Origin of the sequence: Propionigenium maris DSM 9537, assembly GCF_027925155.1 — a bacterium.
GTDB classification, from domain to species: Bacteria; Fusobacteriota; Fusobacteriia; order Fusobacteriales; family Fusobacteriaceae; genus Propionigenium; species Propionigenium maris.
In genome coordinates this window covers 26,403-49,146 of the sequence record NZ_BSDY01000006.1, presented here as the reverse complement: position 1 = coordinate 49,146, position 22,744 = coordinate 26,403, and the positions used below count along the sequence as shown (strand labels likewise).

Annotated in this window: 25 protein-coding genes; 7 read left to right on the top strand and 18 right to left on the bottom strand. The window is 38.4% G+C overall.

Annotated features, from left to right (window positions below; translation table 11 throughout):
- Positions 1–36 precede the first annotated feature (36 nt).
- The 3 genes from accC to QMG11_RS07495 form a co-directional block, all read right to left on the bottom strand.
- Positions 37–1,383 (bottom strand): acetyl-CoA carboxylase biotin carboxylase subunit, encoded by a 1,347-nt coding sequence (gene accC / locus QMG11_RS07505; protein WP_281834815.1) that lies wholly within the window; start codon positions 1,381–1,383, stop codon positions 37–39.
- A gap of 16 nt (positions 1,384–1,399) precedes the next feature.
- Positions 1,400–1,813: an acetyl-CoA carboxylase biotin carboxyl carrier protein gene (locus QMG11_RS07500; RefSeq protein WP_281834814.1), complete on the bottom strand. Its 414-nt coding sequence runs from the start codon at positions 1,811–1,813 to the stop codon at positions 1,400–1,402.
- 110 nt (positions 1,814–1,923) lie between these two features.
- A complete protein-coding gene (locus QMG11_RS07495) occupies positions 1,924–5,343 on the bottom strand; it encodes a DNA polymerase III subunit alpha (protein WP_281834813.1) in 3,420 nt (1,139 codons plus the stop codon).
- A 379-nt stretch (positions 5,344–5,722) separates the two neighbouring features.
- Between QMG11_RS07495 and QMG11_RS07490 the strand changes: the two genes are divergently transcribed.
- Positions 5,723–7,228 carry an AbgT family transporter gene (locus tag QMG11_RS07490; protein ID WP_281835144.1) on the top strand — a complete coding sequence of 502 codons (1,506 nt, stop codon included), beginning with the start codon at positions 5,723–5,725 and terminating at the stop codon, positions 7,226–7,228.
- 257 nt (positions 7,229–7,485) lie between these two features.
- Here QMG11_RS07490 and QMG11_RS07485 read toward each other — a convergent pair whose 3' ends face one another.
- The gene (locus QMG11_RS07485; RefSeq protein WP_281834812.1) at positions 7,486–7,635 is read right to left on the bottom strand and encodes a hypothetical protein; all 150 of its coding nucleotides are present in this window, start codon (positions 7,633–7,635) and stop codon (positions 7,486–7,488) included.
- 166 nt (positions 7,636–7,801) lie between these two features.
- Between QMG11_RS07485 and QMG11_RS07480 the strand changes: the two genes are divergently transcribed.
- A complete protein-coding gene (locus QMG11_RS07480) occupies positions 7,802–8,167 on the top strand; it encodes a hypothetical protein (protein ID WP_281834811.1) in 366 nt (121 codons plus the stop codon).
- Positions 8,168–8,320: 153 nt separating this feature from the next.
- The gene (locus QMG11_RS07475) at positions 8,321–9,589 is read left to right on the top strand and encodes a 4Fe-4S dicluster domain-containing protein (protein ID WP_281834810.1); all 1,269 of its coding nucleotides are present in this window, start codon (positions 8,321–8,323) and stop codon (positions 9,587–9,589) included.
- Between the two features lie 281 nt (positions 9,590–9,870).
- On the opposite strand, the gene QMG11_RS07470 is transcribed toward QMG11_RS07475, so the two are convergent.
- From QMG11_RS07470 to QMG11_RS07415, 12 genes are all read right to left on the bottom strand, one after another.
- Positions 9,871–10,971, bottom strand: coding sequence for a transposase (locus QMG11_RS07470; protein WP_281834809.1), 1,101 nt, complete (start codon positions 10,969–10,971; stop codon positions 9,871–9,873).
- A 499-nt stretch (positions 10,972–11,470) separates the two neighbouring features.
- Positions 11,471–11,914 carry a hypothetical protein gene (locus tag QMG11_RS07465; protein ID WP_281834808.1) on the bottom strand — a complete coding sequence of 148 codons (444 nt, stop codon included), beginning with the start codon at positions 11,912–11,914 and terminating at the stop codon, positions 11,471–11,473.
- 55 nt (positions 11,915–11,969) lie between these two features.
- Positions 11,970–12,359, bottom strand: coding sequence for a hypothetical protein (locus tag QMG11_RS07460; RefSeq protein ID WP_281834807.1), 390 nt, complete (start codon positions 12,357–12,359; stop codon positions 11,970–11,972).
- Position 12,360: 1 nt separating this feature from the next.
- A complete protein-coding gene (locus QMG11_RS07455; protein ID WP_281834805.1) occupies positions 12,361–12,648 on the bottom strand; it encodes a hypothetical protein in 288 nt (95 codons plus the stop codon).
- Positions 12,645–13,280, bottom strand: coding sequence for a hypothetical protein (locus tag QMG11_RS07450; protein WP_281834804.1), 636 nt, complete (start codon positions 13,278–13,280; stop codon positions 12,645–12,647). Before QMG11_RS07450 ends, QMG11_RS07455 begins: the two co-directional genes overlap by 4 nt.
- 218 nt (positions 13,281–13,498) lie before the next feature.
- Positions 13,499–14,920 (bottom strand): hypothetical protein, encoded by a 1,422-nt coding sequence (locus tag QMG11_RS07445; RefSeq protein WP_281834803.1) that lies wholly within the window; start codon positions 14,918–14,920, stop codon positions 13,499–13,501.
- A gap of 2 nt (positions 14,921–14,922) precedes the next feature.
- Positions 14,923–16,032: a hypothetical protein gene (locus tag QMG11_RS07440; RefSeq protein ID WP_281834802.1), complete on the bottom strand. Its 1,110-nt coding sequence runs from the start codon at positions 16,030–16,032 to the stop codon at positions 14,923–14,925.
- A 222-nt stretch (positions 16,033–16,254) separates the two neighbouring features.
- Positions 16,255–17,133 carry a hypothetical protein gene (locus tag QMG11_RS07435; RefSeq protein WP_281834801.1) on the bottom strand — a complete coding sequence of 293 codons (879 nt, stop codon included), beginning with the start codon at positions 17,131–17,133 and terminating at the stop codon, positions 16,255–16,257.
- Between the two features lie 8 nt (positions 17,134–17,141).
- On the bottom strand, positions 17,142–17,288 hold the full coding sequence (locus QMG11_RS07430; RefSeq protein WP_281834800.1) for a hypothetical protein: 147 nt from the start codon (positions 17,286–17,288) through the stop codon (positions 17,142–17,144).
- A 3-nt stretch (positions 17,289–17,291) separates the two neighbouring features.
- A complete protein-coding gene (locus QMG11_RS07425; protein ID WP_496435783.1) occupies positions 17,292–17,672 on the bottom strand; it encodes a M15 family metallopeptidase in 381 nt (126 codons plus the stop codon).
- A gap of 214 nt (positions 17,673–17,886) precedes the next feature.
- Entirely contained in the window at positions 17,887–18,024 is a 138-nt protein-coding gene (locus QMG11_RS07420; RefSeq protein ID WP_281834798.1) for a hypothetical protein, read from the bottom strand.
- Positions 18,025–18,031: 7 nt separating this feature from the next.
- Positions 18,032–18,289, bottom strand: a complete 258-nt coding sequence (locus QMG11_RS07415) for a hypothetical protein (RefSeq protein ID WP_281834797.1) — start codon at positions 18,287–18,289, stop codon at positions 18,032–18,034.
- A gap of 291 nt (positions 18,290–18,580) precedes the next feature.
- Here QMG11_RS07415 and QMG11_RS07410 point away from each other — a divergent pair, with 291 nt between their 5' ends.
- The 4 genes from QMG11_RS07410 to QMG11_RS07395 all read left to right on the top strand — a co-directional run bounded on the left by QMG11_RS07410 (position 18,581) and on the right by QMG11_RS07395 (position 19,986).
- Complete coding sequence (locus QMG11_RS07410) at positions 18,581–18,739, top strand: hypothetical protein (RefSeq protein WP_281834796.1); 159 nt, start codon at positions 18,581–18,583, stop codon at positions 18,737–18,739.
- A gap of 240 nt (positions 18,740–18,979) precedes the next feature.
- Positions 18,980–19,345 carry a hypothetical protein gene (locus tag QMG11_RS07405; protein WP_281834795.1) on the top strand — a complete coding sequence of 122 codons (366 nt, stop codon included), beginning with the start codon at positions 18,980–18,982 and terminating at the stop codon, positions 19,343–19,345.
- A 124-nt stretch (positions 19,346–19,469) separates the two neighbouring features.
- Positions 19,470–19,742, top strand: coding sequence for a ScoMcrA-related endonuclease (locus QMG11_RS07400; protein ID WP_281834794.1), 273 nt, complete (start codon positions 19,470–19,472; stop codon positions 19,740–19,742).
- On the top strand, positions 19,735–19,986 hold the full coding sequence (locus QMG11_RS07395) for a hypothetical protein (protein WP_281834793.1): 252 nt from the start codon (positions 19,735–19,737) through the stop codon (positions 19,984–19,986). The genes QMG11_RS07400 and QMG11_RS07395 overlap by 8 nt, the downstream gene beginning before the upstream one ends.
- Before the next feature lie 179 nt (positions 19,987–20,165).
- On the opposite strand, the gene QMG11_RS07390 is transcribed toward QMG11_RS07395, so the two are convergent.
- Together QMG11_RS07390 and QMG11_RS07385 are read right to left on the bottom strand one after the other, a co-directional pair.
- Positions 20,166–21,632 (bottom strand): hypothetical protein, encoded by a 1,467-nt coding sequence (locus QMG11_RS07390; protein WP_281834792.1) that lies wholly within the window; start codon positions 21,630–21,632, stop codon positions 20,166–20,168.
- A 189-nt stretch (positions 21,633–21,821) separates the two neighbouring features.
- Complete coding sequence (locus QMG11_RS07385) at positions 21,822–22,379, bottom strand: hypothetical protein (RefSeq protein ID WP_281834791.1); 558 nt, start codon at positions 22,377–22,379, stop codon at positions 21,822–21,824.
- Between the last annotated feature and the right edge of the window lie 365 nt (positions 22,380–22,744).

The window sequence follows — 22,744 nt, the reverse complement described above, 5'->3', positions numbered from 1 at the left end:
TTATTTTCCCATCTGCCTGGGAGCAGCTGTCTATCTTTACTTGTCTCCGAAGTACTCCTCGATGAAGCTTGTGTATACCTCACCAGACTGGTACGCCTCATTGTCTAGTACCTTCAGGTGGAATGGTATAGTTGTATCTACACCTTCTATTCTGTACTCTTCAAGAGCTCTTCTCATTCTGTTGATAGCTTCCTCTCTTGTCTGTCCGTGAACGATAAGCTTAGCTATCATAGAGTCGTAGAATGGGCTGATCTCATATCCTTCATATGAGTGTGAATCTATTCTTACTCCGTTTCCTCCAGCTACGATATACTTAGTAAGCTTTCCTGGAGATGGAAGGAATCCAGCCTCGCTGTCCTCTGCGTTGATTCTACACTCGATAGCGTGACCAGTAAGTACTACATCCTCCTGCTTTACAGTAAGCTCTCCACCTGCTGCTGCGATGATCTGCTCCTTGATGATGTCCACACCTGTTATCATCTCTGTTACAGTGTGCTCTACCTGTACTCTTGTGTTCATCTCCATGAAGAAGAAGTTGTTTGTCTTATCCACAAGGAACTCAAGAGTTCCAGCTGAGTCGTAGTTTATAGCCTTAGCCAGCTTAACTGCTGCCTCTCCCATAGCCTCTCTTACATCATCAGTAAGTACTACAGATGGTGCTTCCTCGATAAGCTTCTGGTGTCTTCTCTGGATAGAACAGTCTCTCTCTCCAAGGTGTACTACGTTTCCGTGCTTATCTCCGATTATCTGGATCTCGATGTGTCTAGGATCCTCTACAAACTTCTCAATATATACATCTGGGTTACCAAAAGCTGCTTCTGCTTCGTTCTGAGCTGCTATGATGTTTGCCTCAAGCTCCTCATCATTTCTTGCAATTCTCATACCCTTTCCTCCACCACCGGCAGTGGCTTTTATCATTACAGGATATGTAATTCTCTCATTTACGTGCATCTTTGCTTCTTCGATAGTCTTTATGATATCTGTTCCCTCTGTAATAGGTACTTCATTCTCTATAGCTGTTTTTCTAGCTGTAGCCTTGTCTCCCATGTTTATAATACACTCTGGGCTTGGACCTATGAATGTGATGTTGTGCATCTCACAAATTCTTGCAAACTGAGCATTCTCAGCCAGGAATCCGTATCCAGGGTGGATTGCAGTAGCTCCAGTTACCTCTGCTGCTGCAATTACATTAGGTATCTTCAGGTATGACTCTGTACTCATTGCAGGCCCTATACATACAGCCTCATCTGCTAAACTTACATGCAGGCTCTCTCTGTCTGCCTCTGAAAATATAGCTACTGTCTTTATTCCAAGTTCCTTTGCCGCTCTTATTATTCTTACAGCTATCTCACCTCTATTGGCGATTAGTATCTTTTCAAACATCTTCTTCCTCCTAGGATTATTCAGCCTCAATCTTTATTAAAGTCTTTCCAAAATCAGCAATGCTACCATTGTCTAAAAGTATCTCCTTCACAACTCCGTCAAAGGTAGATTTTACAGAACTCTTTACTCCTATTGTAGCTATATAACCAATCTCCTGGTTCTTCTTTACTCTGTCTCCAACCTTTACCATAGGGTTTCCAGCTTTATCTACATAGTAAAACTTTCCTACATTCTCCGACTTTACTTCCTTATATGCTGGAGCTACAGCCTCTGCAACTTCCTCTACTGCAACCTCCTCTACCGGTGCTGCAACTACGTTGGATCTCTTGATCTCAACCTTGAACCCCTCCTCCTCAAAGGAGATGTTTGTTAAATTTGTATCAGTTAATATCTTCATTAGCTCTTCAACACTGTTTAAGTCTTTATTCATTTAGGAGCCTCCCATTCTTTTTATTTTATATTAGGTCTCAATTTTAGCACAAATATATATCCCTTTCAAGTTTGAATTACACTCGTAATTTTATGTTAGTGAATTTTTTTCTATTTTTTAATTACTATGTTATCCCTTCCTAAAAGGCTTACTACTTCTTCTACAAAGAGCTTAGAGGAGCTTACATTATACTTGTCTCCAAGGTCCACCCTTTTTTTATTACCGTCCTCCTCCAGAGCCAGTATAACATGCTGGGAACCTGGATGTCTCATTACTATTCTTTTCAGTTCTCCAAGAAGGTGTTTTCTCTCCTCCTCTACTAATATATATACCTTAAAAATTCCCATTTCTCCAATTTCATCTATGGGTTTGATGGTTCTCACTATGAGTTTCTTCTCCTCCTGCCCTCCGAAGGAATCTATCTGTACATTTCCCTCAAGGTAGAGGATCTCTCCCTCTAGGATATAGTGGCCCAGTCTCTCAAACTCCCTTGGAAAGGCCACCACAGATATTCTCCCATAGTAGTCCTCTAGTTCAAAAATCCCCATAACCTGGCCGCTCTTCTTGGTCACTACCTTTTTCAGGTTCCTTACTATTCCATAGGTTTCCATATGACCGTGACCCTTGGACTTTATCTCACGGGTTGTAGCCATCCTGTGCACAGCCATATACTCCTTGAGCTTGTCCAGGGGATGTCCCGAGAAGTAGAACCCCAGAAACTCCTTCTCACCCTTTAAAAGGTTTTCCAGCTTATACTCGGATTTCCCCTCCATCCTGAACTGCTCTATGGTTGCCTTGGCCTGACCAAAGAGGTTCATCTGCTGGATCTCATCCTCCTTCTGAAGCTTGGTAGCCCAGTTAAGTGCCTTCTCTATACTTTCATACTTCTCCCTTCTGTTCCCCGGAAGGGTATCCAGAGAACCAGAGAGAACCAGAGCCTCCAGAGCCTTCTTATTCATCCCCACCCTCTTGGTTCTGTTTACAAAGTCCTCAAAGTTGGTATAGTCCCCATTTGCCTCATGCTCCTCCTTTATCTTGAGCATAAGATTCTCTCCCAAATTCTTTATGGCAGACATACCAAACCTGATATACTCTCCATCTATACTAAATATACTGCTGGCTTTATTTACATCTGGAAGGGCCACCTTAACCTGATGGTTCTTGGCATCCTCTATATATATGGCCAGCTTCTCTATATTATTTCTTTCAGAGGTCATAAGGGCTGCATAGTAAGCCTGGGGATAGTGCACCTTGAAGTAGGCTGTCCAGTAGGCTACCAGGGCATAGGCTGCCGAGTGGGACTTATTAAATCCATATCCTGCAAACTTATCTATAAGGTCAAATACCTCTGTGGCCTTCTCCTCATCATATCCCTTCTTTACAGCTCTCTCCACAAACTTGCTTCTGTTCTCCTCCATTATAGCCACTTTCTTCTTACCCATGGCTCTCCTCAGAAGATCCGCTTCCCCCAGGGAGTAGTCTGCCATTACATTGGCTATCTTCATTACCTGCTCCTGGTAGAGGATTACCCCGTAGGTCTCCTTGAGGATATCCTTGAGGCTCTCGTGGGGATACTTTATAAGTGCCTTACCATTTTTTACAGCTATAAAGTCATCTACCATCCCCGATCCCAGGGGTCCCGGTCTGTAGAGGGCCAGGACCGCTATTACATCCTCAAACCTATCGGGCTTCAGCTTCCTCAGCAGCTTTCTTATACCAGCCGACTCCAGCTGGAAGACCCCCATGGTATCTCCATTACTCAGGGCTTCATATACCTCCTTGGAGTCCAACTCCACCTTCTGGAGGTCTATCTCCCTACCGCTTTCCTTCCTTATATAGTCTATGGTCCTCTGAAGGATTGTGAGGTTACGCAGTCCCAGGAAGTCCATCTTTAGTAGTCCCAGATCCTCCAGCTCCTTCATCTGATACTGAGTGGAGACCATCTTGGTCTTATTATCTGTATAGAGAGGAACATCCCTTGTTAGGGGATCCTTTGTTATAACAACCCCTGCAGCGTGGATAGAAGCGTGTCTTACGGTATTTTCAAGCCTCTTGGAAAACTCAATAAGGTTTTGGGCTTCCTCATCCCTGTCATAGTACTCCTGAAGTTCAGGTACCTCCCTAAGGGATTTATCTATAGTATAGAACTGAGGTATGAGCTTGGCTATCTTATCCACCTTGGACAGGGGAATATCCAGTACCCTTCCCACGTCCCTTACTGCTGCCCTTGCCTTCATGGTTCCGAAGGTTATAATCTGAGCCACCCTGTCGTGTCCATACTTCTCCCCTACATATTCTATTACCTCCTGCCTTCTCTCCTGACATATATCTATATCTATATCTGGCATTGAGATCCTTTCGGGATTCAGAAATCTCTCGAAGATAAGGTTATACTTCATGGGATCTACATCTGTTATTCCCAGGGTATAGGCCACCATACTTCCTGCAGCAGAACCTCTTCCAGGTCCTATGGGGATATTCTGCCCCTTGGCATAGTCTATAAAGTCCCATACAACTACGAAGTAGGCCTCATATCCCATCCTCTCAATGATATTCAGCTCATACTCCACCCTTTCAAAGGCTTCTTCCGTGGGTCCCTCAGGGTAACGCCTGCTAAGCCCCTCATACACAAGCTTTCTCAGGTATTCCGTTATGCTCTCTACCCCTTCTGGCACCTCATAGTGGGGAAACTTTAACTTTCCAAACTCAAGCTCCAGGTTACACTTCCCTGCTATCTCCAGAGTGTTCTCCAAAGCTCCCTTATACTTGTTCAGCTCTGTAAGGATCTGCTCACCATTTTTCAGGAATAGCTGATCTGTGGCTATCCTCATCCTCTTCTCATCCCTTACTTTTGCTCCCGTCTGGATGCACATAAGGATATCCTGGAGCACATGGTCCCCGTGGTAGACATAGTGGGTATCATTTGTTCCCACCACCTTGAGATCATTTTTTTGTGCCAGCTCATAGAGCTTTTCGTTAACTATCCTCTGGTCTGGGATACCATTTGCCTGAAGCTCTATATAGAAGTCCTCTCTTCCAAATATATCTATATACTCTGAAAGGGCTCCCTCTATCTTCTCATCCTCCTCATCATCCAGGATCCTTCTGGCTATCTCCCCCTGCATACAGGCTGATAGAGCTATAAGGCCTTCACTGTGATCCCTGAGAAGGGTCTTATCTATTCTTGGTTTTCTATAAAAACCATCTATATAAGCTCTGGAAGAGAGCTCCATGAGGTTTTTATAGCCGGTTTCATCCTTGGCCAGAAGTATCAGGTGAAATATCCTTCCCTCCTTCTCGCTTCTGTCAAATTCCGCCAGGTACGCTTCCATACCTATTATGGGCTTTATTCCCTTGGCAATGGCCTTCTCATAAAATTCAACAGCTCCAAACATATTTCCATGATCTGTTATGGCCATTGCCTCCATCCCCAGCTCCTTGGCTCTGTCTAAGTACTCATCTATCTTACCAACTCCGTCAAGGAGGCTGTATTCTGTATGAAGATGAAGGTGTACAAATTTACTTTTCATATTCCTCCTCCTGCTTTTACCTACACTTTTTTATCTTCATAAATTATACCTTATATTTAGAAATTTGTTTCAAGTTATTTTTTATAGTTAACGCCAGTTATTTTTACTATTTTTTAATCCTATGTTAATAAATACTTGTCATATATAAAATGAATAACTGTATAGTGAACCATTGAAACAGTATAATCTATTTAGGATTTTAGCAACCTCCAGTACCATTTGTGTACTACAGACGTATTTTTTGTAATATATTAGCTTGCTTTTTTCTAAAATATCAACTATTATTGAAGGTGTACGATAGTGAATGCTTTTAATCTAATATTAAGCATTCATACATTTTTTTTAATCTATGAGGGGGTTAATTATGTCAAAGAACACAATGGCGGTGGAAAAGAAGGCTAGTTTAACAGACAAGTTTCTTAACATCGTAGAAAAAGGTGGTAACGCACTACCACATCCTGCAACACTATTCGGGATCCTAGCACTGGCTATGATCGTTATTTCAGGTCTTGGAGCTGCTATGGGTTGGTCTGTAGAGTTCATGGGTATCGATAGAAAAACTCTTGAAACTAGAGAGATGCTCATCCAGACTAAGTCACTTATGTCTGCTGAAGGGATCAACTACATCTTCACAAGTATGGTTAAAAACTTTACTGGATTTGCTCCACTTGGGACGGTACTGGTTGCCATTATAGGTATCGGTGTCTGTGAGAGATCTGGACTTATGGCTATGTTACTTAAGAAGGTAGCACTTGGAACTCCAAAGAAGCTTATCACTGTAATGGTAGTATTCCTTGGAATTATGTCAAACGTAGCATCAGATGCTGGTTACGTTGTACTTCCACCACTTGCTGCACTTATCTTTTTATCATTTGGTAGGCACCCACTTGCTGGTCTTGCTGCTGCCTTTGCAGGAGTATCTGGTGGATTCTCAGCAAACCTTCTAATCGGTACTATCGATCCACTACTAGGTGGTATCTCTACTGAGGCTGCTAAGATCCTAGATCCAGCATATGAAGTTCTTCCTACAGCGAACTACTTCTTCATGTTTGTTTCTACTTTCGTTATCTCAGTTGTTGGTACATTCGTTACTGAAAAGATCGTAGAGCCTAGACTTGGTTCATACACTGGAGATGCTGAGATGAAGTTCGAAGCTGTTACTCCAGAGGAGAAGAAAGCACTTAGAGCTGCTGGTATTGCTACTATCGTTCTTATTGCTGCTCTTATTCCACTTTGGAACGTTCTTGGAAAGAACTTCCTTGGAAAGGGTCTTGTACCAATCATCGTATTATTCTTTGCTATTCCTGGTCTTGCTTACGGTAAGAGTATCGGAACTATCAAGAATGACGCTGACGTTATGAAGATGCTTAACAAATCATTTGAAGCAATGGCTGGATACATCGTACTTGTATTCTTCGCTGCTCAATTTATCGCATACTTCAACTACACTAACCTTGGAACTATCCTAGCTGTTAAAGGTGCAAACTTCCTAGAAGCTACAGGAATCACTGGTATTCCTCTAATTCTTGGATTCATCCTTGTTGTTGGATTCCTTAACCTATTTATGGGATCTGCTTCAGCTAAGTGGGCTATCCTGGCTCCAGTATTCGTTCCAATGCTTATGAGAGTTGGATACACTCCTGAGTTTACTCAGCTTGCATACAGAATCGGAGATTCAGCAACTAACATCATTTCACCACTAATGTCTTACTTCGCAATGATCATCGTATTCATGCAGAAGTATGATAAGAAAGCTTCACTGGGAACTCTAGTTTCTACAATGCTTCCTTTCTCAATGGCATTTATGGTTATCTGGTCTCTACTACTAATCGTATGGATGCTAATCGGTCTTCCAATCGGACCTGGAATCGGAATGATGCTTTAATCTTTAAGAGATTACTTAAGAGACGGTTTATACCGTCTCTTTTTTTATTGACGCAACATCACCTTGCAATTTCAAAAAATAAAAGAAGGCAGCACAAGCTGCCTTCTATATATGAAGCCCTTCAGGCTTATTTTTGGGAGATCCTGCCTATCTCTAAGCAGGAATTATGAAAAAGAAAATTACTAATTTTTTCTATACTTGTTAGTCTCAGTTTAGATGAAAAAAGTTTATTAATTTTTATTTTTTTATAAATTTTATTAATCAGCTACAGCCTTAGCTCCCTTTCCCAGTGCCTTGACTCCAGTTGCTGCAGTCTTTACAGTCACCTTAGCAGCCTTTACTCGAAGCTTTACTACAGCACATCCCCCGAGGATAGTAGCCAGTAAAAACAATATTAAATACCTCAAGATTCCCTCCTGTCTGAACTCCTCCTTCAAAGAGTATCCATCAAAATACATTTAATTGTAAAGTAGACATCTGTTTTTTCAAATGTCAAACGTCATTAGAGAATATATGAAGATAGAATATAATATTCTCAGTTACATATAAACCACTTTGATGGAGGTATTTAATATGAAAAAAATAATCGGAATTCTTATGGTAGTTTTAACCACTTCAATATTTGCACAGGAGACCCAGCCAAAGGCAGAGCAAGCAACTGCTGTAGTTGAAAGAGTAAGTGTTAAGGTCTCCAACTCCAGACAATTAACCGCAGAGGAGCAGAGGGAGTTTCACTCCATAGTAAAGGCCTTTGAGGAGAAGCAGACCCTGGCTCAGCTGGAGGTCAAGGAGATCAACTTAAAGATCCACAGGGAGATGCTGGGAGAGGATCCCAACCTGAAAACAATAAATAAGTTAATAGATAAAAAGGCCAAGATAGTGGCACAGATGGAGAAGGATCTCTTTGAAGTTAACTTTAAGATTCATAATCTCCTATAATATGAAACTCATCCCTAAAGGGGTGAGTTTTTTTTATTGGGATACTTTTTAGCTTATTGGATAAAATTTTCAAAGAAAGCCCGGGATTTTTAGAATACCTTTTTGATGAGAATAGATAAACTTATGAAAGTATAAGTAGAAGGAGGTATCCCTATGTCCCACCTTTCCATGAGATCTGGATATATAGGTCTCATCGACAGATTAAACAAGGCTCCCCAGGGAGTAGTTCCATCCAAGACCCTCTATGAGATCTTAAAGCTATTATTTACCGAGAGGGAAGCCCGCCTGGTATCCCAGCTCCCTATCAAGCCCTTTACCCCGGAAAAAGCTTCTAAGATATGGAAACTCTCCCTGAGGGAAGCTACTGAAGTTTTGGAAACCTTAGCATCCAGAGCCATCCTTCTGGACGTTGAGTTCCAGGGAGTGCAGCACTACATACTCCCACCGCCTATGGCTGGATTTTTTGAGTTTTCCCTCATGAGGACTGGAGGAGATATCGATCAGAAGTACCTGGCTGAACTCTACTACCAGTATATGAATGTAGAGGAGGACTTTATCAAGGAACTTTTCACCAGGGGGGACACCCAACTGGGAAGGGTTTTTGTCCACGAGCCGGTCCTTACCAATGAAAATGCAGTACATGTACTGGACTATGAGAGGGCTACCCATGTTATAAAAACTGCTTCCCACAGGGGGATAGGTACCTGCTACTGCAGGCATAAGATGGCTCACATGAATAAGAGCTGCGATGCTCCCTTGGATATCTGTATGACCTTTGGAAATACAGCTGCTTCCCTCATAAAAAACGGATATGCCAGGGAGACCTCCATAGATGAGACCCTGGAAAAACTCCACCTGGCCTATGAGAGGAACCTGGTGCAGTTTGGGGAAAATGTCCGGAGAGATGTGGCCTTTATATGCAACTGCTGCGGATGCTGCTGTGAGGCCCTCATAGCCCATAAAAAGTTTGGCTTCCTCAATCCTGTGCACACTACAAACTTCATCCCCAGAATAGATGTGGATAAGTGCATAGGCTGCGGAAGGTGTGTGGGATCCTGCCCGGTCGATGCCCTCTCCATGAGCTCTGAAGGAGAAAAGAAAAAAGCCCTTTTATCGGAGGAGGTCTGCCTGGGGTGCGGAGTCTGCGTAAGAAACTGTCCCACCAAGGCCATTGGCCTCAAGGAGAGAGAGGAAAGGGTCCTTACCCCTGCAACTACCGTACACAGAACTGTGCTCATGGCCATCGAAAGGGGAAAGCTTCAAAATCTCATCTTTGACAACCAGGCCCTCAAGAGCCACAGAGCCATGGCTGCTATCCTCTCTGCCATATTAAAGCTTCCACCGGTAAAACAGGTCATGGCCTCCAAGCAGATGAAGTCCAGGTATCTTGAGACCCTTCTGGATAAGTTTGTAAAGTTTTAAAAGCAACGTGACGTTGCATCCTGATAATCAGTTGGAACACTCATTATTTCTTGAAACTTTTTATAAGTCCCATACTTTCCTTAATAAGAAAAGACGGCTCAAGTAGTCAAGAGTAAAAGTGTCTCAGTTGCTCTCAGAGGACGAGAGAACTATTCTTGAAGTATTAATTTTATTGAATTTCTTTGAAATATATTTTTTCATAAATTTTTTAAAGTTTTTTCTAAAACTCAAAGTGAGAGGAGTAAAATCCTCTCTCTTTTTTGGTTATTCAATTTAATGATTTAAGCAGCCAAGTTATGAGATAATTTAAACCTTTGGTATTCAAGTTTCAATTTATCCACAGGCATTTTACAGATAGATTTTCTTAGCCATCTTTTAAATAGACTGTGTTTAGTCTCTAGATCCATAGTTTGAAAGATAAATTTTCTCTCTATCTCTGGATATTTTAAAAAGGTAAAATTATCCTCATAGTAATATGCAAGCATACTATTAATACTTCTAGTAGTCTGTTTTCCCCTTTCCCTCCTGGGAGTCAGTTCATATTTTTCAAAAGAATATAGTACGTTTTTTATTTCCTCCTTGTCTGCTGAATTATAGATATTCCAATATTTTTCTTTTAGAATACCTCTTCTTCTGATACTAGGAGCTTTTATTCTTGTGGTAATAGATTCTAATCTATGAAATATACAATTTTGAAGAGGTAAATTTAATTCCAACAGTTGGTTTTTAAGTGGTCTAAACATATCACTAACCACAACTTTTACCTCTTCAAGTTCAATATGATCCTTTAACCAGGTAACAACATTCTCCCAGCCTTTGGCAGTCTCTCCACCATCTTCAATATGAGTATATAGTGATTTTAAGTTACCTTCTGTAGTCATTCCCCATAAGATATAAATAGACTTTTTGTTCTCACCTCTACTAAAAGAAGTTGAATCTAATTTTAAAATAGGATAAGAGTATTTTTTATTATTGTTTATAAGAAGACTTGTTTCAAGAAATTCTTTAATTTGAGTTTTTAATCTTTTAGGAACTTTAATTTTTAATGTTCTCTCAATGTCTCTTATGCTGATATTAGTTTTTAAAAGAAGTTGCCTAATATGTTCAAGATCGCCAGTTAAATGTCTTGAATATTTTGGAAGAAAAGAAAGATTAAAGTTTGAATTGTCTTTTAAAAATTTAGGATATTTTATCTGCACCTTTCCATAATTTACTAAAGTTAATCCTCGGTCTCTATAACCAGTGATTCTATTTTCTGGATACCTTATTTTGCTTTCTTCTAAATACTCTTTGGCTTCACTCGTTATATTGTCATTTATTACATTAATAATGTTTTCGACTATTTGTTTTGTGATTGCATTCATATTCTTAGAATTTAACAAAATCATCCCTCCCTTTTAATTAGTCCTTAAAAGCACCTTAACTTTATATAGTTTTAAGTTGCTGAAAACAATTGTTTTTGTCAACACAGGACGAAAAACCCTAACAAGGGCTTTTCTGGGAAAAGTGTTAATTGAAAAGTTTGTTTAAAAGTTAGGTTTAGCAGTCTTTGACTGCGGCTACGCTCCGCTATCCTCCTACGGAGGTTTTCTCCTAGTGGGAGAACTGTTATTCAGGTGGTATTTCAACAGCTTATAAAGTTTTAACTTACAGCTGCCTGGCTCGGTACTTCGCCCAGGACGGCAGCCCTTCCAGGTAGAAGCGTGACTCTCCTTTAAATAGCTGCTTAATTTTAAAATATTGCATATTTCTCTGTTGGAGGATAGTGCCCCAGAGTTCAAAACTCAAGAGTTTTTCATCTGGACACAATCCCCAACAGGGGTTCCACCAAAATTAAGCAATTAAAAAAGAGGGGAGTTCCCCTCTTTCTCAATCCCAGGCTTAGAATGTTTGTGCTACATCTACTCCTACAACAGTAAGGTTTGCAACACCTTCTTTTGCATAATCAAGAGCCTTTAGTGCATTGGCTACTGTTGCCACACTTCCTGAGTTTTTGAACCAAGGAACTACGATTGTGCACTTATCTTTGATTTCATTGAAAGCAACCTTGAAAGCCTTTGTTGATACGTCACCAGTAGTATCAGCTGGAACTAATTTGTCATGGTCCTCAAAAGTTCCCTCTCCACAAGCGATCTTAGTAATTACCCCATCCATTTCATTCTCAAGTGTTGTTGCTAAAGTTGAAACAGCAGTTTCAGTATTTGCCTCAATATAGATCCCGTTAGTTTTTCCGTAAGGCTGAGAATCTCTAAGAACTAGCACTTTACTTGCTGCGTCTCCCTTTCTTGCTGTAAGTGTTGCGTATAGTCTTTTTTTCATTGCCATCTTTGTTACCTCCATAATTTTTAAGTTTTTTTTTATATTTAAACCCTGCAGGAATTTAAAACGTTTCTGTGTACCCATATTTTTTAATCTCTTTAAAGTCTCTTATATATTGCATGAGGGATTTTAAATCTGCCTTTGATGTCTTGGTCTTGTCCAGGAAAGGGATTGTAACAATAAAGGCTGTCTTTATCGCCTGGGTGGTAAAGTACAAAATTTTAAAGTTTTCCAGGTTCACCCCATTGAAATTTTTATTTTTAAATACTTCCCGATCTGCGTCAGACATTTCAGAGATAAGTTTGTTTACCCTTATGATTTTGGCATCTGGATTTATAGAGTTATAGGTACTTACAAACCTATTTACATCTGTCTCAGTTTCAAAGGAAAGTTTTCTAATATTGGTCTTTCCCCCGGCATTCTCAAAAGTTAAAGAGTAGAGTCCAGGCATACTAACCACCTAACCTTAAGAGGTTTTTAACCCCACCTAAAAACTTTTTACTTGTCACCTTTAAAGGGATCTCCCTTTTACCTAATTCCTCAGATATAAAATCATGTAATGCGTTTGTGTCTCTTATCTCTTCAGGAGTTACTATTGTTCTGATCTTCTCCCCCTTCTCGTTGGAGGAGTATAGAACCATGTACCCTTGCTTGGTAAATGTGATTTCAACCTCTCTATTTCTCTGGGTATGAATTGCAAGAGCCTTTAATATATGCTCTATTCCAAATACTACTGTCATGCAGTTCCACCCCCTGAAGGGTTAATCTTGTTTACTCCTGTTTTGTCTGGGCTATGCCCCATACCATTTAACAGAGCATAGATAGCTTGTGTTAGGTCTGCATTGGCTCCTCCCTTGAGGTTTTGAATAGTTCCATCATGCCCCTGTTTAATTGACCCAGTTCCACCGCTAAAGGCGGTTGCTTCAGTTGCAGCGGATTGTCTCAATTGGTAAGCCCTAGTTCCATCTTTTTCAAGTTCGGTAATTTCCCTTTGATATTGAGATTCAAGATTTTTTAACCTCTTTCCCATAGCACCTTTATTAATAGATTTTTCCCTAATACTTCTTGATTGTGTTTCGAATTTATCTTTTAAATGATCTTTTCTAGCTTGTATCTTCTCCTCAATTTTATTTTGAGATTTAAGAGCATGAGACATGATTCTAGCATTGGTAGCAGAAGCCATTCCCATACGTACTTGATTAGTAAATTGCTTCATATAAGAATTGTTAAAGTTAGGCATAACAGCTTGCATAGTATCGTCTATTTTATCAATTACAAAATCCGTTGTGGTATCTACTAAAGCCTCACATGTGACTTTTGCCAGAGTATCCAAAGCAGCTATTCCAGCCATTGCTAAAAACGTTACAGCCATTGACTCACCTCCTAAAGTTAAAGTATAATTGAAATAAAAAGGAGTATCATATGTTGATTTTTATCTCAATTTTGATCGTAGTGTTGATTTTTTTTGTTTGTTATAAAGCTGATAAAAAAAATCTAAAAAAATGTGATCACTGTAAAGAGTGGATCAATAAAAAGTGTATTAAATGTCCTATATGCCAAAGTGATTTGAGAGGTTAAGACCTCTCTTTTTTATTGCTCCAATGGCACATCTGGTACTTCTTCAGGCTCAGTACTAAAGAACTGTTTTCCTATTTCCCTATGAACCTTGTAATCATCTAGCTCCTCTGGGATGATTGTATCTTTTACAGAGGTATTCTCTATATTTTCCTTGGAATCCACCCTCTGTTGTTCAAACTGGTAATCTTCAGCTAAGGTTATATTTGCCTGGTTCTCTCCCAGGACATCCTTATGCTGCTCTATATTCTTTTCTGCTACCTTGGAAGGTAGAATGTTTTGCTTGTATCCTTTCTTAAGTGGGATAACAGTTCCCTCACTGTCTGTATAGGTTCCTGCATCCTCTATGGAGTATTCCACATCTAACTTAGCAGTATTTACAGCCACTTCCTTGCCTTTAACAGATCCCTCAGCAGGAGTTTTTTCACCGGTATAATCGTACTGATTAGCCAGTTCTAAGGCTTGTGTAATTCCCTTTACTCCCTCTGCTAATCCTTCTGGATTTATTCCCACAGTAGCATCTGAAGCCACTCCCACAGTTCCATTAACTCCAACTGTAGCCCCTGGAGTAATCCCAACAGTTGCACCACTATTAAGGGAAACAGTAGGGTTTGATATTACCAGGTTAGGATTTGAAATTGTGGCACTGACGTTTGAACTACTCATAACTAAATCCTCCTTCGCTTGACCCTCTAACGGTGAATAGGGCAAGTCCTTATCTGTACCTATTATCTTTTGTCCTGTTGTATTGTCTATCTGGTACATGCTTCCAGACCATTCAAAGATATAATCACTTCCACCCTCTGTTGCAGGGTGAATTGAATAGTCATAGTCCATAACTTGAAACCTATTTTTTAACTTGAGAGCAGCATTCAAAGTTGCAAGCTTTTTAGTATAGTCACTCAACCAGGACAGGAAGTGTTTTTGTTCTGCCACAGCGATCTCATATTTTGAAGGTACCCTAGCTGGATCAACTATATAGTCCTTATGGACATTATCAGCAGTCTTTTTATTTGTGTTATGAAAAACTACCTCAATACTATCTTCCTGGATACCTTCGGAGCTTTTTCTTTTGGCTATGGAGAAGCCTTTATTCCTCCATTCAAAAGCAGGTTCGGTCATATTGGCTCTATACTCTTCAAATACATTCGTTGACCTCTCAGGGGTAATAGGCATTACAGTTTCCTGCACTTCTCCTTTATCATTAACCCAATCAATAATGACCTCTTTAACAGTTGCCGTATAGATCATATTTGCCTTTTGGATCATAGCCAACCTGGGGAACTTGGTTACTTCATTTGACATATGAACAAGCTTATCCTCCAAGGAATCAAAGAAGTTGCTAACATATTCTTTTTTAGATTCCTCATATGCCACAGCTGCCAATCCTACCATTGATACACCTAAAGCAACAGGAATTATTAATGGTAAAGCCATATCTATCCCCCCACAAGTTTAACTACGTTATCCATTTTCAAATTTAACATTAACTTAGGTTTCATATTCTCCGACACTACATCTTCAATATATTCCTGGTCTTTTTCAGAATACATCTTTAAAAATAGCTTTGTGGAATCTACCCACTTAATAGACTTTGAAAAACTCTCTAAGAATTTAATCTCTAGATAATATCCACTCTTCAAACTCTGATGAATTTCAGGAATAAAAGCATACCTATAAAGGTTATTTTCCCTGTAACACTTGCCTACATAACTTTTAAAGTAACTATGGTTTAAAAAGCTTTCATAAAGTGCTTTCTCTTCCTGGCATTCCTCAAAAGTTTTTAATTTATTAGGTTCAACTGTATAATCCCCCTCCTTGGTATAGGCTTCAAATACCAGGTCATAAGCTGCTAGATAATCTGGAAGTTCACTCTCTGGAATCTCAGGGAGGAAGTTGCCTTTATACTGAAATCCATAGCCTACTTTAATAAACTTAGCAGTTGGTACGGGATCTTGTAGCTCATGACCATAGACACAAAACTGCCACTCTGAGTTAATGGGATATGTATCTCTAAACCAGGAGAACAAACTTCCCACTCCCCCTGAAGCAGTTCTATAAATAAGATTTTTATAGTTCCTAACTATTCCATTTAAAGCAGATAGATAACCTTCTTCCAAATGCTCCATCTTTTCCCTATACCCAATACATCTATCAAACTGGAAAGACATTACTCCATCCAGTTCAGGGATTCTTACACTTTCCACCCACAGCTCACTCATAGGGTTCCAAGCCAAGAAGGGCATAGGTCTTTGAAGCATATACTCATAATATCCAGTTAGAAAGCCTGATTGCCGACTTCCTAAACCTTCATTGTAATTTGCTAAAGTATAGAAATACCCATAATCAATAAAGAAGCTTGAATATATTTTAGGATTGACTGCATTCAGCTTGTATAACATGTGATATTTCCAAGCTTTTAAAATCACTTCCAACCTTTCAAGATTTCCAATTTCCTTAAAGACATAATCCTTCATCTTATGAGGAGTTCCATAAACTTCAAATACATCTGAATTAATTTTGTCCAGGTAATCTGTAAAGTTCCGCATGTTAATCCCCCAATAACTCAAAGACCCCGTCAGTATCCAAGAAATAATAATTTAAGCTTTGATCATAGAGATCAGACATTTTATTAAAAGTCTCCAATGACTGTTGATATTCCCTATCCCATAACAGGGCTTCAGAGACAGCAATACTCTTTATAATCTCAGTCTGTTCCTTGATAACTTTTATTAGTTCTGTAAAGTCTCCACCTGGGGGTATTGGGGGTTCTACTTTCCCGCGATCTGCTCCAACCAACTGTTGGCAGTCTTCAATTCATCAACTGCACCTTGAAGAGTTGATAATACGTTCTTCTTATGGTCTACTTCATCAAAGGAGCCATTCTCAACCATCTTACCTGTAATCTCAAATCCTATTAAAGCCAGGCTTTGAGCATCATCTAAAACAGATATATACAGCTCGGAAACAGTATCAATAACATTACCTACACCCCACCTGGAACCAATTTCCTTGTAATCCCATTTCTGTGGGTAATCATCATCTAAAACCCTTGAGATGCAGCCGACAGTATTTTCCTCTGTACCATCGGTTCTGATATATCCTAAAGCCCCTAAATTGTCCTCGGAAGCCCCTGCAAATATATAACATTCGGTTTGGTCCTCATAATCATCAAAAGCCAAAGCCTTTACACTTTCAAATCCTAAGATATTACAGCCTAAATTCAGCTTGAGAGAGACCACATACATAAAAACATGCCCCTCGGTTGTCTCCTCTGGTATAAGCTTTATAGGAGCCTTCTGGTAATAACAATCAAAGTTTGTCCAATGCGTACCTGAGTTATCTGTCACAGTAGGCAATACACTGTATTTGCTTTGAAATGGATAAGGGGTGTACTCGGAACTGTAATCATCCAATAGATAGGTTTGTGGCTCCCTCTCTTTCATGTTTCCATCATATGGAGTTCCAAACAAAGTTTCATATTCAGAGAATGGGTATACCTTTACAGGAACAACTAGCCCCCTCTCTTCCCAGTCAGGAGCACCACTTCCATCATTCTCCATCCTTACCTTTAAAATGACTAACTCCGATCCCTCTGGTAACTTTCTAGATAAATCCGATACATTGAAATAAGCTGTTTTAGATTCCATCCTACTAATTACCTCCTGATCTTCTTCACAAATTTTCTAACAAAGGGATACTCAAAGATTAACTGTTCCAGGAACTCAGCAACACATACATCCCCAGAGCTATCAACCTTTATGTTGTCTAATATCTTAATCACAATCTGCTTATTAACTTTCACAATTTACCTCCCTAGTTCGTAATGAGCTATATCTTTCTTTATTATCCTTATGGGAACACCCAAAACTTTTGAACACTCTATAAATAAATCTCTTAAATATTCTTGTTCCTCCCTGTAACCCTCTGGTGGGTTATTCAGGTCTTTAGGTATTGGATAAGGATACAAATCAACAGCCCTACCTCTTGTGTGCTCACTCTTAAGTGTCCAGGTAACTATTTCTCCTGGTTCGGTTCTTCCCTGGGCATAGAGCTTATTCTGTCTTGTCTGGGGTCTGTATCCCTCTGTTACTGCAAAATCCACCTCTGATACAGCCAGGACATAAGCCACTAAAATGACAAGCTCCTTTTTAACGTATTCCAAATTGTCTTTAGTTCGCTTTGACATCTTGTTCACAGCTCCACCCCCTTCAGCTTAAAAATGATACTGATAGCAACCTTTAACACTATGAAGAAACCGCCTGTAAAAATGGTACACAGGAATAACAGGAGCTTATATATTGTGTCTACTTGTATCTTTAATTTTCCCAATTCTTGAAGCTCACCTATAAAGGGGCATTCCTTTTCATTACAAGGTTCCAATACTAAGCTCCTCCCAATCCCTAGATTTTTTTACCAAAGATAAACATGGCAACTTTGCACAGGATCACCACTCCATCTACCAGGGTAAACTCTCCATCATTGTCACCGTACTTATCTAGTTTCTGCTTAAGTTTCTCGGTAACTTCTCTTTTCTCCATAGATCACCTACTTTACTTTTTTAAATGCAGCTACATCAGCAAAGTTAAAGCCATTTGTTTTAGGATAATAGTTCAAGTTAACCACTAGATTTAGTTTATCTCCTGGGACTACATTCTCAGCCATAAGACCATGGAACATTTCCCTTGAGATCTTCCATTTAGGTTTTGCTAGTCCTCCATCCTGGATAAGTGAATAATAATGCTTCCCCTCAAACTCAACCTCTTTTACCTCTGAAACTACTATTCCTTGTACATGTGCTTGCATTTTGATTCCTCCTCACCCTAATTTACAGGGCACATTTTTTATTTATAAATAATCCCTAATTTACAGGGAACTTTATATTCTTGTTTAGTGGAAATTTTGTTGTCGATTTACTTAAAAACTACACCCAACTTTTTTGACCTGAAAGCCTTGATAATACTGGGGTTATATAAATTGGGTAGTGCTATGATATAAGGGTAGCACATCAACATCAAGTCAGTTTATCGAAACAAACATTTGCTTTTAAAACACCAATGATGTTATTATTTATAAAAATATAAAGGAGGTGAAAATATGAAAAAAATTATTTTGTTTCTAGTTTTATCGCTTTCTCTTTTTACAACTAGCTTTGCAACAATTAAGAGTTTTAAGCTTGAGGAAGCGAACGTAGATAAAATCATTATTGGAGACATTGATACTCATCATTCAGGTAGAACTAATAGTCAAGGTTGACATAATGATCATAAAAATGGTGGTTATCATTGACACTAGTTTTAAAAGTGCAGGTTGTACTTAAGTAATGCTCCGAGGAGTTCCTTGACCCCTTTCTTTATTTAAGAAGGGGGAGAGCTTTATCCAATTCTTAAAAAAAATTCAATATAAAACTTTTAATTTATTAAATAGTAGTATTATTGATTTTTTCCTAGGGACATACATAGTTAAATAACCATATAATTAAGGGAGGTGAATACAATGAAAAAAATATTTGTATTATTTTTTATTATTTCATCGCTTGCTTTTTCAACAACAATAGATGAACTTGCCTATCAAGTTGCTGTTATTAATAATAATGGAGCAATTTCTAAAAACGATATTTCTGTAAAAAGAAGTAAATATTTACTTCAAAATATTTCAAAGCATGTTGTTGAAACACCACAGCAAGTAGCTGATATGAGTGTTATAGGAATGCAAAGTTTAGAAAATAAATACGGAATAAAAGTAAGTTTAATAACCATTTTAGAAGAAATGAACAAAACATTAATGTCCGCTGATTTACCATCAAATCAAAAATATTTAGACCTTCTCACAATGTATGTACTTCTTTTAGCAAATGGATAAGAAGACAAATCTTTGAAGGACTCCCTTCTTTTTTTTACTTTGAAGATAAAAGAAATAATTCTTTATCTGTATTTTTTATAATAAATGTTCTCTTAGATAAAATACATTTACAAAGGAGTGTCTAATGATTAAAAATATAACTAGAGATCATATTTTAAAAGCCATCAGTAAAATAGATAATGAAGTTATTCCTGCTAATAGAAGGTCTACAAAATATAATCTTGTTTTTAACAATAAAACATACCCACCAAAATATGTTATTTCTATTGCTAATATATTCGTTAAGGGTAAAGAGCTTCAATCTTCTAAATTTAATGGAGGTAGTGAAACGAACAACTACTTAATAAGCTTAGGATTCGATATACAAACTAGTATTAAAGGAGGTAATAATGACTAAATCACTTACTCCCGTTGATATAGCTTTAGCTAATTTTATAAATACACCTATTGGTAAGGAAGTAACTTTTATAAAACTTCTTCCTTCTAATGTATTGGCAGATTATTCTGACGAAAGCATTAGAGGTTACTCTACAGCTTTTACCAATAAAGTTAGAAACCTATATGCTAATAAAATAGAAATACTAGATAAAGACAAAAAGATTAATGGAAAAACTTACTATAAAATAATTTTTCCTCTTTAAAGGGTACTAGGTACCCTTTTTATTTTTAAACGTAACAATTTATCACTTATTATACTTCTTATTATTTACACATATCACACCAACCAGAGGAACAACATTGAGAGCAAACTTGCTCCTTCTCATTACAAGTTTCCCCATAAGATCTAAATTCATTACCACAAATGTAACACTCTATTATCTTAATATTTACCATTGTCACCCTCCTCAATAAGCCAAGTTTCAAAATCAAGTTGTTCAAATGAAGATAGTATTTCTTTAACTTCAGGTTGCTTCCCTTCTTTTTTAGGAGTTGGAGCTATTGCCACAGACTCCCTGTATTCTTCTAAGCCTTCACAGAAAGCCTCATAGTTTATGTTTCTCCCTTTTAAAAACTCTTGAGAGAAAATTAATTTGGCATTATTCCACATCTTTTCAGAGTAATTTAAGAAAAAGAAATCTTTAAAGTAATCTAGTTTAGTTGCTACTTCTCCAAAAGAAACAACCCTTTCATTCTTTTCACTAAGAGATACACCAAGACTTGCTAAACCTCCTCCAATTCTTCTAACTGCATGTATTATCTTTCCTTCTATTGTTCCAGCTATCTTAGAGTACTTGTTAACAAAATCTTCTTCAGATCTGATAGCCTTAGCATACCTTTTTAAATCTCTGTCTAACTCCCCTTGAATAATTCCAGTATGATTCATAAAAACATCATAGATCATGGACTTAACTTCTTCTAAGTCCAGGTCACTTACAAACCTAAATTTATTTTCTAAATACTTTGCTGATAGTTGATATTCAAATCTTACTACCTGCATCTTCTCTTTTAAATAATCTCTCAATAGGCAATCATTCCAAGATTTTAAATCTACTTGTGTTCTTCTTGAAGGTTCCTTATCAATCTTAGGAGCCAGGACAACACTTTCTTTTTTATAATAGGCATCCAATACCAGTTCGCTTTTTTCTGGATGATCTGAGTATTTTTCTAAAGTCTCTAATATCTTGTCATATATTCTCAGTTTTACAGATTGAGTTCCAAACATAACTCCTGTACACTGAGGTCCTTTTTTATTTTTAAAGTTCTTACAGTAAGGCACAACGTCCACAGGAGCTTTCATACTCCCATACCTAGAGAAAAAGACTTTTGAAAATCTCTCCTCTCTGATAAACCAATTCATTTTTTTATATGCAAACTTAATATCTGTTGCCCAGTCTATCCTTTTTACTTTCATCCTTCCAAGCTCAATACCAAAAACAGAAACTATTTCATGCAGCTCTTCCTTGATTTTCTCCCAAGGAGTACAGAAGAAGGTTTTAGCCAATACTTTAACCTGGAATATCTTTTTTATATTCTTTCCATCCTCTGCCCAAACAACTGAAAATTGATATTTCTTTTCTGGATCATTAAAAGTCCAGGCAAAAGGATTGTATGATTTTGATTTCATAATAAAGCCCTGGTTCCCTTTCAGGTTAAACACCTTTATAACCTTCTCACCAGCTTCATAATTTTCACTAAAATATTTTCCATCCACACTATACATAAAAGGAACTTCTTTTAATTGCTCTAATCCTGCTAATTCCTTCTGTTCATAGAAAAAATCTCTATCATGTAAATAGAAATCTGTTGTACTAAATACCAAAGTGTCAAACCCGTTGTAAAGTACCATTGTCTCCTCCTAAGTAATCCCTAATTTTATAAAAAGTTCAAAGGTGAGTGATCAGCCCACCTCATATCAAACTTTTATATCCTTAGGGGAAAATTTCAGGCATAAAAAAATGCCCCAAAGGGCTTTTAACACCCTTTGAGACAAATTTACCACACAATACTCAAGCCGTCTTTTTTATCCCTCTATCTCCTACTTTCCTACAACTACCGATGTGGTTGTTCTAAACTGCAGGATCTCCCCCGCTCTTATGGCTATGGCCCCTGTATTGGTAAGGGCTCCCATACCTGCTCCCACAGCTCCTCCTACCTTCAGTCCCTTGGAACCGCTGGACCCTGTGGCTTTACTTAAAAGGCCTCCCACTGCCGCTGTTTTTCCCGCTGTTTTCACTGTACTTGCTGCCTGGTTGGCCCCCTCAAAACCTATGGCTGTGGTATTTATCCCATAGTTAAATCCGTCCACCTGAATCTCTGTAATAGTCAAGGCCAGCTTGGAGCTCCCTGAAATATTTCCCGCCGACTTGGCGTCTATTATCCTTCCAAATACCTTTGTTCCCACTGGAATTACTTTCCCGTCCTCAAGGGTTATCCCCCCCTGAAGGGTCCCTGTAAATATCTGGCCGTTATAGGCTGAGTTTGAATCCAGGGTAGTGTCCAGCTTCACAAGGAGATCTGTATTCTGAGGAAGAACCGATGCTCCCATGAGCCCCACTGTAAAAATTAAAAAGAAACTTATAATTAATCTCTTCATAGAAACCTCCTGTTATTTTTTTACTCCTGTTATAGTTATATCTATTTTTTTCTCCACATCCTCTTTTTTCCCCTCCCTCTACATTTGTCCTGTGTTTTTTTTAAGCTATGTTATTTCTCTAATCTCTCTCCTCTTTCCAGGATTAAAATACCAAATTTTAAAGACAAAAGACTTACTCTCCTGGAATAAAAAGTTGAATTTGTAGTGTAATTTTATATTTTTTATGTTGACACCTGTACCACCTCTTTGGTAGTATTACCGTAATAATTTTTTAAGGGAGGAGAAAGCCATGATGATGAGAACAGCTTGGTGGTGGAAGAAGAGTAAATCAACCAAATTAAATAGCCATCTCAGATCAGGTCCGG

Excerpts from the sequence above, each read along its gene's own strand:
- QMG11_RS07500 (WP_281834814.1), bottom strand. The coding sequence starts at position 1,813 with ATGAATAAAGACTTAAACAGTGTTGAAGAGCTAATGAAGATATTAACT.
- QMG11_RS07440 (WP_281834802.1), bottom strand. The coding sequence starts at position 16,032 with ATGCGGAACTTTACAGATTACCTGGACAAAATTAATTCAGATGTATTT.
- QMG11_RS07415 (WP_281834797.1), bottom strand. The coding sequence starts at position 18,289 with ATGCAAGCACATGTACAAGGAATAGTAGTTTCAGAGGTAAAAGAGGTT.
- QMG11_RS07465 (WP_281834808.1), bottom strand. The coding sequence starts at position 11,914 with ATGGCAATGAAAAAAAGACTATACGCAACACTTACAGCAAGAAAGGGA.
- accC (WP_281834815.1), bottom strand. The coding sequence starts at position 1,383 with ATGTTTGAAAAGATACTAATCGCCAATAGAGGTGAGATAGCTGTAAGA.
- QMG11_RS07400 (WP_281834794.1), top strand. The coding sequence starts at position 19,470 with ATGATTAAAAATATAACTAGAGATCATATTTTAAAAGCCATCAGTAAA.
- QMG11_RS07420 (WP_281834798.1), bottom strand. The coding sequence starts at position 18,024 with ATGGAGAAAAGAGAAGTTACCGAGAAACTTAAGCAGAAACTAGATAAG.
- QMG11_RS07410 (WP_281834796.1), top strand. The coding sequence starts at position 18,581 with ATGAAAAAAATTATTTTGTTTCTAGTTTTATCGCTTTCTCTTTTTACA.
- QMG11_RS07385 (WP_281834791.1), bottom strand. The coding sequence starts at position 22,379 with ATGAAGAGATTAATTATAAGTTTCTTTTTAATTTTTACAGTGGGGCTC.
- QMG11_RS07425 (WP_496435783.1), bottom strand. The coding sequence starts at position 17,672 with ATGTCAAAGCGAACTAAAGACAATTTGGAATACGTTAAAAAGGAGCTT.
- QMG11_RS07490 (WP_281835144.1), top strand. The coding sequence starts at position 5,723 with ATGGCGGTGGAAAAGAAGGCTAGTTTAACAGACAAGTTTCTTAACATC.
- QMG11_RS07480 (WP_281834811.1), top strand. The coding sequence starts at position 7,802 with ATGAAAAAAATAATCGGAATTCTTATGGTAGTTTTAACCACTTCAATA.
- QMG11_RS07455 (WP_281834805.1), bottom strand. The coding sequence starts at position 12,648 with ATGACAGTAGTATTTGGAATAGAGCATATATTAAAGGCTCTTGCAATT.
- QMG11_RS07460 (WP_281834807.1), bottom strand. The coding sequence starts at position 12,359 with ATGCCTGGACTCTACTCTTTAACTTTTGAGAATGCCGGGGGAAAGACC.
- QMG11_RS07475 (WP_281834810.1), top strand. The coding sequence starts at position 8,321 with ATGTCCCACCTTTCCATGAGATCTGGATATATAGGTCTCATCGACAGA.
- QMG11_RS07405 (WP_281834795.1), top strand. The coding sequence starts at position 18,980 with ATGAAAAAAATATTTGTATTATTTTTTATTATTTCATCGCTTGCTTTT.
- QMG11_RS07495 (WP_281834813.1), bottom strand. The coding sequence starts at position 5,343 with ATGAAAAGTAAATTTGTACACCTTCATCTTCATACAGAATACAGCCTC.
- QMG11_RS07445 (WP_281834803.1), bottom strand. The coding sequence starts at position 14,920 with ATGGCTTTACCATTAATAATTCCTGTTGCTTTAGGTGTATCAATGGTA.
- QMG11_RS07390 (WP_281834792.1), bottom strand. The coding sequence starts at position 21,632 with ATGGTACTTTACAACGGGTTTGACACTTTGGTATTTAGTACAACAGAT.
- QMG11_RS07435 (WP_281834801.1), bottom strand. The coding sequence starts at position 17,133 with ATGGAATCTAAAACAGCTTATTTCAATGTATCGGATTTATCTAGAAAG.
- QMG11_RS07450 (WP_281834804.1), bottom strand. The coding sequence starts at position 13,280 with ATGGCTGTAACGTTTTTAGCAATGGCTGGAATAGCTGCTTTGGATACT.
- QMG11_RS07395 (WP_281834793.1), top strand. The coding sequence starts at position 19,735 with ATGACTAAATCACTTACTCCCGTTGATATAGCTTTAGCTAATTTTATA.